This is a genomic window from Hoylesella marshii DSM 16973 = JCM 13450 (assembly GCF_000146675.1).
In the GTDB taxonomy this organism is placed as follows: domain Bacteria; phylum Bacteroidota; class Bacteroidia; order Bacteroidales; family Bacteroidaceae; genus Prevotella; species Prevotella marshii.
In genome coordinates this window covers 316,727-323,383 of the sequence record NZ_GL397214.1, presented here as the reverse complement: position 1 = coordinate 323,383, position 6,657 = coordinate 316,727, and the positions used below count along the sequence as shown (strand labels likewise).

7 protein-coding genes are annotated in these 6,657 nt (G+C 40.7%); 2 read left to right on the top strand and 5 right to left on the bottom strand.

The window, feature by feature from the left end; translation table 11 throughout:
- Window positions 1-501 precede the first annotated feature (501 nt).
- Window positions 502-1,470, top strand: coding sequence for a DUF4062 domain-containing protein (locus HMPREF0658_RS01350; RefSeq protein ID WP_006948001.1), 969 nt, complete (start codon window positions 502-504; stop codon window positions 1,468-1,470).
- A 399-nt stretch (window positions 1,471-1,869) separates the two neighbouring features.
- On the opposite strand, the gene HMPREF0658_RS01345 is transcribed toward HMPREF0658_RS01350, so the two are convergent.
- The 4 genes from HMPREF0658_RS01345 to HMPREF0658_RS01335 are packed head-to-tail and all read right to left on the bottom strand — an operon-like array spanning window position 1,870 to window position 4,342.
- Window positions 1,870-2,382: an HU family DNA-binding protein gene (locus tag HMPREF0658_RS01345; protein WP_006948000.1), complete on the bottom strand. Its 513-nt coding sequence runs from the start codon at window positions 2,380-2,382 to the stop codon at window positions 1,870-1,872.
- A 10-nt stretch (window positions 2,383-2,392) separates the two neighbouring features.
- On the bottom strand, window positions 2,393-3,652 hold the full coding sequence (locus HMPREF0658_RS01340) for a hypothetical protein (RefSeq protein WP_006947999.1): 1,260 nt from the start codon (window positions 3,650-3,652) through the stop codon (window positions 2,393-2,395).
- Entirely contained in the window at window positions 3,652-4,065 is a 414-nt protein-coding gene (locus HMPREF0658_RS10620; protein WP_006947998.1) for a hypothetical protein, read from the bottom strand. The genes HMPREF0658_RS01340 and HMPREF0658_RS10620 overlap by 1 nt, the downstream gene beginning before the upstream one ends.
- A gap of 34 nt (window positions 4,066-4,099) precedes the next feature.
- Entirely contained in the window at window positions 4,100-4,342 is a 243-nt protein-coding gene (locus HMPREF0658_RS01335; protein ID WP_024991101.1) for a hypothetical protein, read from the bottom strand.
- A 572-nt stretch (window positions 4,343-4,914) separates the two neighbouring features.
- Here HMPREF0658_RS01335 and HMPREF0658_RS01330 point away from each other — a divergent pair.
- Window positions 4,915-6,276, top strand: a complete 1,362-nt coding sequence (locus HMPREF0658_RS01330) for a lipoprotein 17-related variable surface protein (protein ID WP_006947995.1) — start codon at window positions 4,915-4,917, stop codon at window positions 6,274-6,276.
- A gap of 198 nt (window positions 6,277-6,474) precedes the next feature.
- Here HMPREF0658_RS01330 and HMPREF0658_RS01325 read toward each other — a convergent pair.
- A partial coding sequence (locus HMPREF0658_RS01325) for an HU family DNA-binding protein (protein WP_006947994.1) occupies window positions 6,475-6,657 on the bottom strand: 183 nt, incomplete at its 5' end.

The window sequence follows — 6,657 nt, the reverse complement described above, 5'->3', positions numbered from 1 at the left end:
ATATAGAACTGCCTATATTCATTTACAAATACCTGCTGATGAGAGGTCGTTCGGATGAATGCACATGCAAAATAAAGTATTTGCTTGCATACCTGCATCATATTCTTAGCAACTGGCAGCCTTTGGCATAGGTTGGCACAGGCAAATAGCCTTTTTCCGTCTTCCATTTCACTCTAATTTTGCACCCGGGCGACGAGGTCTGTCGGTCGGTGTTCTCCCTGACGGCTCTTGAAGGTAACTCTCTCATCCGCCCGAAGGCGGATGTTTGTGTCCTCGAAGACACAGCAAGGTATCTTTTCAGCCGCTCGAAACGATTCGAGCATCCCTGAAAAGCCTTACCCTTGCCCGGGGGCGGGCTTTACCTCCGAAGTCGGAAGTCTCCTATAATACCAATTGAAATTCGGAAAATATTAGAAACACCTATCGTATCTTGTTCTTATATAAAAGTAAAACAATAAAGTCTCTAAAATATTTATTATCTTTGTTGAAAAATAATATTTTATGGCAAAACCTCGAATTTTTATTAGCTCAACATTCTATGATTTGAGACAAATACGTTCTGACATAGATATGTTTATAGAGAATCTTGGATACGAAGCAATAAGAAACGAAGAAGGGAATATACCTTATGGCAAAGATGCACCTCTTGAAGAATATTGTTACAAAGAAATCAAATCCATAGATATCCTCATATCAATAATAGGCGGAAGATATAGAACAGAATCGGGAAGAGATTCTTATTCTATATCCCAAGTTGAATTAAAAAGTGCTTTAAAAGAAAATAAACAAGTATATATTTTTATAGATAAAAATGTTCTATCAGAATTCGAAACCTATCAATTGAATAAAGATAATGAAGATATAAATTATAAGTTTGTAGATAATAAGAATATTTATAAATTCATTGAGGAAATAAAAAATCTAACCGCCAATAACAATATAAAAGAATTTGAAACAGCATCAGATATAACGCGCTATTTAAAAGAACAATTTGCAGGCTTATTTCAGCGCTTTTTGGAGGGACAAACTAAGATTAAAGAAATCAGTCTGATTGATAGCCTGGAAAAGACTTCACGCAACTTAAATCAGCTTGTTACATTCCTGACGGAACAAAATAAAGGACAAAAGCAGGATATCAATAAAATATTAATGGTTAATCATCCATTAATATCTATCTTACAAGAAATGCTTGGAATCACATATAATTTTTATATAAATGGATTAGAAGATTTAGGAAATTTATTAAAGGCGAGACATTTTATCCCAGATACAAGCAACTCATTTCCATGGCCAAATGATTTTAAATGGGAAAGAAAAGCTAAAAATGGAGGAAAAGATATTTTGACAATATCGGAAAACATCTTTGACGACGAAAAAAAACTTAAGTATTTCAATTCCACTAATTGGCAAAAGTCGTTTGTTAAATTAGAAAATATACCAGCTGTACCAGATGACGATCTTCCATTCTAAATCTTGTAAAGGCAAACCAATATAGTCAGTATAAGAGTAAGGCAGAGTGGGTTAAACATTGATATACTATAACTTTTAAGTGTCGTTTTTCTGTTAATTACCGTTATCGAAGCCCCTCCTTAAAAATCTGTTTTCACCCCCTTTTAATATAAAAGACAGGTTTAAAAACCGGTTTGGCAAGCCTTTGGTTTTCAAGGTATTGGCAGAGCATTATAAAAAGACCGTTTTTTGTCGTAAAGAGACGGTCTTTTTACGATAAGGAGACCGTCTCCTTACACGCAAAAGACCATCTTTTCAGGTTGTGAAGCTTGTTTTTCTCTTTTAGGGGCATTTTCCCGACATTTAAAAAGTTCTAACGCTTATACAGGTATTCCGATTGTTTCGAAAACCGATAACAGGCTACTTGCATATCCCGCCCGCCTTCCGTTGCTCGGCAGCAATACCCCGAAAATGGTTCCGAAGGATTCTGCCCTCGCCCGAAACAACAAGCACAATACCCATCTTACGGCTTTTTGGGGCTTTCGTTACCTCGTAGGAGGTTTCTTTGAGTTGGTGTTTCAGCTCCACGCCCGGCATAAAGACGATGCGGGGTTTAATACCTTCGGTGTTAAAAGCTTTTTCGATGTCCGAGCCTTTCGACGAGAGGGAGAGGCGCATCATTCCGAACTCGCCCAGCTGAATGCTGAACCCGTCCACCAGATATGCCGGCAGGTGGTCTACGAAATTGGAGAGCACATTCTCAATATCGCCCCGCATGAGCGACGAACGCCCGGCAATGTCTCTTGCCACATCTCGCAACGTCTTGCGACCCGCGTTTACGGCATTGACATAAAACTTCGACTTTGTTTTGTCTTGCGGATTTTTCCGCTTCCCGCAAGAATCATTTTCATACAGTTTTGCATTAAAGCTCATTCATCTTTTCTCAATATTTAATGAATGGACGAATATAGCGATCATCATATTTAGTAGTACTACCAAAGCTTGTACGATCTGTTCTAAAAGATATTACGGCAGCATTACTATATCCGACACCATTATATGTAACATTAAATTCTGTACTTAACCAAGAGCCATCCGGTAGTTCACCCCCAACCTTTTTAAAAGCATTATTTAATGCTCTTGTATAACACGGGTATTCATTATAATAGACTGTCAGTTGTGAGGGATCTCCAAACATAAGAGATGTAAATACAGCTACCCATTCTCCTACGGCAGGAAGATACCATCTTTTGCCAATCAGCGTACTAGTTAAACTCACTCCCGGATTGTAATGTGCGGCATAGTAAAAAGCAGGATAGCGTGTTTGTTCATTTGCTTTAATTGTACCGCCATTTGCACTACCTGCTCCTTCCCACGTATATTTATAGCCATCCATATCATTAAATGCTTCTTTAGGATTATGGATTTCATTTGGTATTTCATATGCTCTATTATTACTTTTATTATAAAAAGTATGTGGATCCCATATATAGCGGTTGCCCCCGTTTGCATTATTCAAAGCTATTGCGAAATGTTTACTTTGACTAACCACTATTCCTACCGGAGTTTTAGTTCCTCCACCGTAAGTGGTCTCAAAAAAAGAACCGACATCCCCGTTACTCATTAAGTAAAGAAAGTTATACATCAAATTGATATTCAATATATATGCACCATTCTTTTCTAACTTCAACGTTGTTTTAGGGCTGAAAGTAAGTTCTGCACTTGCCATATTCTGTTTGTAAATATTTCCACTTGTAAAAGTGAGTTTTAGTTTGGAAACATCCGTGGATGCAACAAAAGGAATCGCTTCATTGCTGGTTGTGATATAGGTATAATTAATATATTCTTCTACACTTGTAGCATAAGTAGTGGCGGCAGACGCCGCTTCACCACTTCCCGTATTCCATGTATCTGTTGCGGCATTATACACAGAGCTTCCCGGCACATCAGTGGAATTAATAGACGTAAGTGTTGCTTTGACGTCTGTACAAGGCATGTCTCCTGTAAGTCTTATATTTACTTTTGCTCCGACATGCTTCATGTTAAAGGAAACGTAATTCTTTCCTTGTCCTTCTTTAATTTCTTGTGTCGTACGTCCGATTAAAGCAGTAGCAGCATTTGCACGAGTTACGGTAAGATTATCTCCATTTCGACTAACCTTACTGTTAAACAACACAAAGTCGTAGTTGCCTGCTGTAAGCATTAGTTTTTTAGAAGTAGGAGTAAAAAATAATTACTTGTTACTTTTCCCGTTACTTCTCCCTTCAATAAATGAGTATCGTGGTCATAGGCAAGCATGGTATAGGTGTCGTTTGGCAGTGCGCGGGTTGCAGCTTGATTTGCAGCTTTAGCGGTATCGCGCTGCAAAGTTACTTGTGCCAATACACCGTTGCCCAAGTCCACTATCTTTTGTTCGAGTTTGGTTTCTTGGTTATTACTACGCGTTACATTCAGTTCCTGCTCTGCATTAAAATCGACGAAGTCTACCTTGAACTCCACAGCCTGCGAAGCGTTTATCTCGCCATTGTTGTCTGGCTTTTCATTGTTATCTTTGCTGCATGCCATTAGCAATAAAAGGGCTGCAACTAAACTTGTATGTAAAAATATATATTTCATTGTCGTTCTTTATAATCATTAATTACTCATTATCTTAGTCTTCTTCTTTATCATCCCACAAACTGCCGGGTTTAGCGGGTGCAACCGAGCTTTTACTACCGAAATAGATTGTTCCTACATCATGCGTTCCTTTGTCGTCAAAGTCTGTTTCCGATGGTGCGGTAGACGAACCTGCATTCGGCAGAACAGAAGCGCAAATAAAGTTTGATTTTTCTACTTCTATGATTTCACATCGTGGTGAAACATAGAGATGCTTACTAACTTTTTTTTCGTTCATTTTCCTATTGTTTTTAGTGTGAATATTTATCGCCATTCTCTCTTGCGTAACTTGGCAAAAGAGCATAAAAAGCGAACAAAGGGAACTCTTATGAGCCCTTTGTTTATGAGGTACGATGCGCTCCGCGCGCGTAGGCAAAAATGTTTAGTACTATCTGACCGGCAGTGCGAATGTGTTACCAAATTATTTGAATCAGCCAAATATAAAGCACTAAAAGATGCAAAGAAACTCGTATTTCCTTGCATTGTGCTTACACTATTATTATATATTGTCGACTGTTCCACTCTTGCTAATCCTTAACTTGATATTCGCTCGTCTTTACAACTCACGTCGACAAAGGTAATTAAATTATTCTAAACAGTCAAATAAAAGATAAAAATCCCTTGTGGAGGGAGGCACACCATACATATCGGCGCAATATATCCGTCATCAATGCAAAAAATGTCAACAGAAATCGTTAATTTTGCACGCGACAAGACAAAAGTACGTTCTTTACAAAAGTTGTCTGTCGTTTTTTTGCAAAAGGCGAAGAGAAAAATGTATTCAGTAATTAACAAACAAAAAATGAGAAAATGAAAAAAGCATTATTGATGATTACCCTGTGTGCAACACTGGCGGCATGCAGTAGCGAGGAACCCGCTACCGGTGGGAAACAGCCCTCCGGGCAGACTGAGACGCAAGAGGTGAAAAAAGAGCAACTCTTCAAATACTTCGGACTAAACAAAAGTCTCACTGTCTATCAGGCATTACAAAAACTTAAAGCTACGAGCGGCGAAAAGACCATCGACGGTAAAACACTCACTGTAACGGCCGTCGATGAAACAAACCGCAACGAACAGACGGGAACGCTCACCGTAACTGTCAAAGGCAGTATCTCTGGAAAACCCTTCAAACAAACGGTAACTTTCGAAGGCTTTGCCCCCAAGCCTGCCGATGGTGCTATGGCTAAACGGGTGGTAGCAACGTGGAAAAGCGATATGGACTATCAGAAAGATTTCGACTTCGACACGCTCTATCGACTCGGCAATACCGACAAATTCACTACCGAATATCTCTCTCGCTTCATCAACTTCACATCTTCCACGCCCGACGGGAAATATCATTACACCTTTACCCCCGAAGATATTGCCAAGACCGTCGTCAACGACATTAAATACACACCGTCGAACCGCCACGAGGGAACACTCTCGTTCATTCTTACCTACAACGGCATCAAAGGTAACACGGGCAGTGGTGCTAACGGAGCACCTTCGTTGCTGTTCGATAAAGACATATATTACCAAAAGCAGGTATCTCTCAATCGTGATGCCGTCCGTTCACTCTATATGCGCGGCGTATACGAAAATGCTGATGTCTTCTATGCAGGGCTGTTGAAATACGACCGCACACGTTTCGTACCCCGCATCGTTCATAAGGTGAGAAACGACAACTCGATGCTCATCACCATCAAACTCACGGCAAATGATGGTAGAGAAACCGAACTGGAAGAGTTCGGGGTGATTATAGACGGCTTCAAGTCTCTTGCCGACTTAAACAAAGATTTGCAGCTGGCAGGCAGTACCGAAGTGGGCAAACATCTGGGAAAAGTGTTCAGAAACGCCCCCGACGGCGACAAACTTTCACAGATGAGTACAGTTCCCGTGCAGGCGTGGATAGAAAAGGTGCAGATGGGCATACGACGAGACGGAAAGCTCATCGACTTGTTGCCGCAGAAAGTAAGTACGGGAAGCGGAAGCTCCATTGTTACCGTTTGGAAGCCCACATCGGGAGACGGCTCTGTGCTCGACCTGTATTTCGAAAGCCCGAGGTTCGAAGTGGTTGAAGCACAAAAGCAAGGCAACTTCCTTAAAATGAAGTTGAAACTCAATGCCGTCAACGAAACGTCTGTACAGGGCGTAGAGCTGCCACTAACGGTGCATTTACTACAGCCCTGAAAGACATTCCCCCTACGTCCAGTAGCATTCTATAAAAACAGCAAACAGAAAGGGTGAAAAGCATACCTGCCCCGTGTGGCATCGGCATCTTTCCACCCTTTCATTTTTTTATTCTTATCTTTCTACGGCTTTTTTTTCTTCTTCGCATCCTCCTTCTCTGCAATCATCTTCACCTCCACACCTTGGATAAACTATTTTTTATGGGTGCAGAGCCGTACAGTGTGTTTTAAGTTGAAAGTTCAGGCGACTGCCCACGATGTTCTTTGCAGGCGAAAAGTCTTTCTCCGTGGCAGCAGGCTTCGTTCGCAATCCTACCTTAAACAACCCAAAGCCGTCGAGCACCACGCGGTCGCCGTTCTTCAGGTGGCGGTTCATCACGGT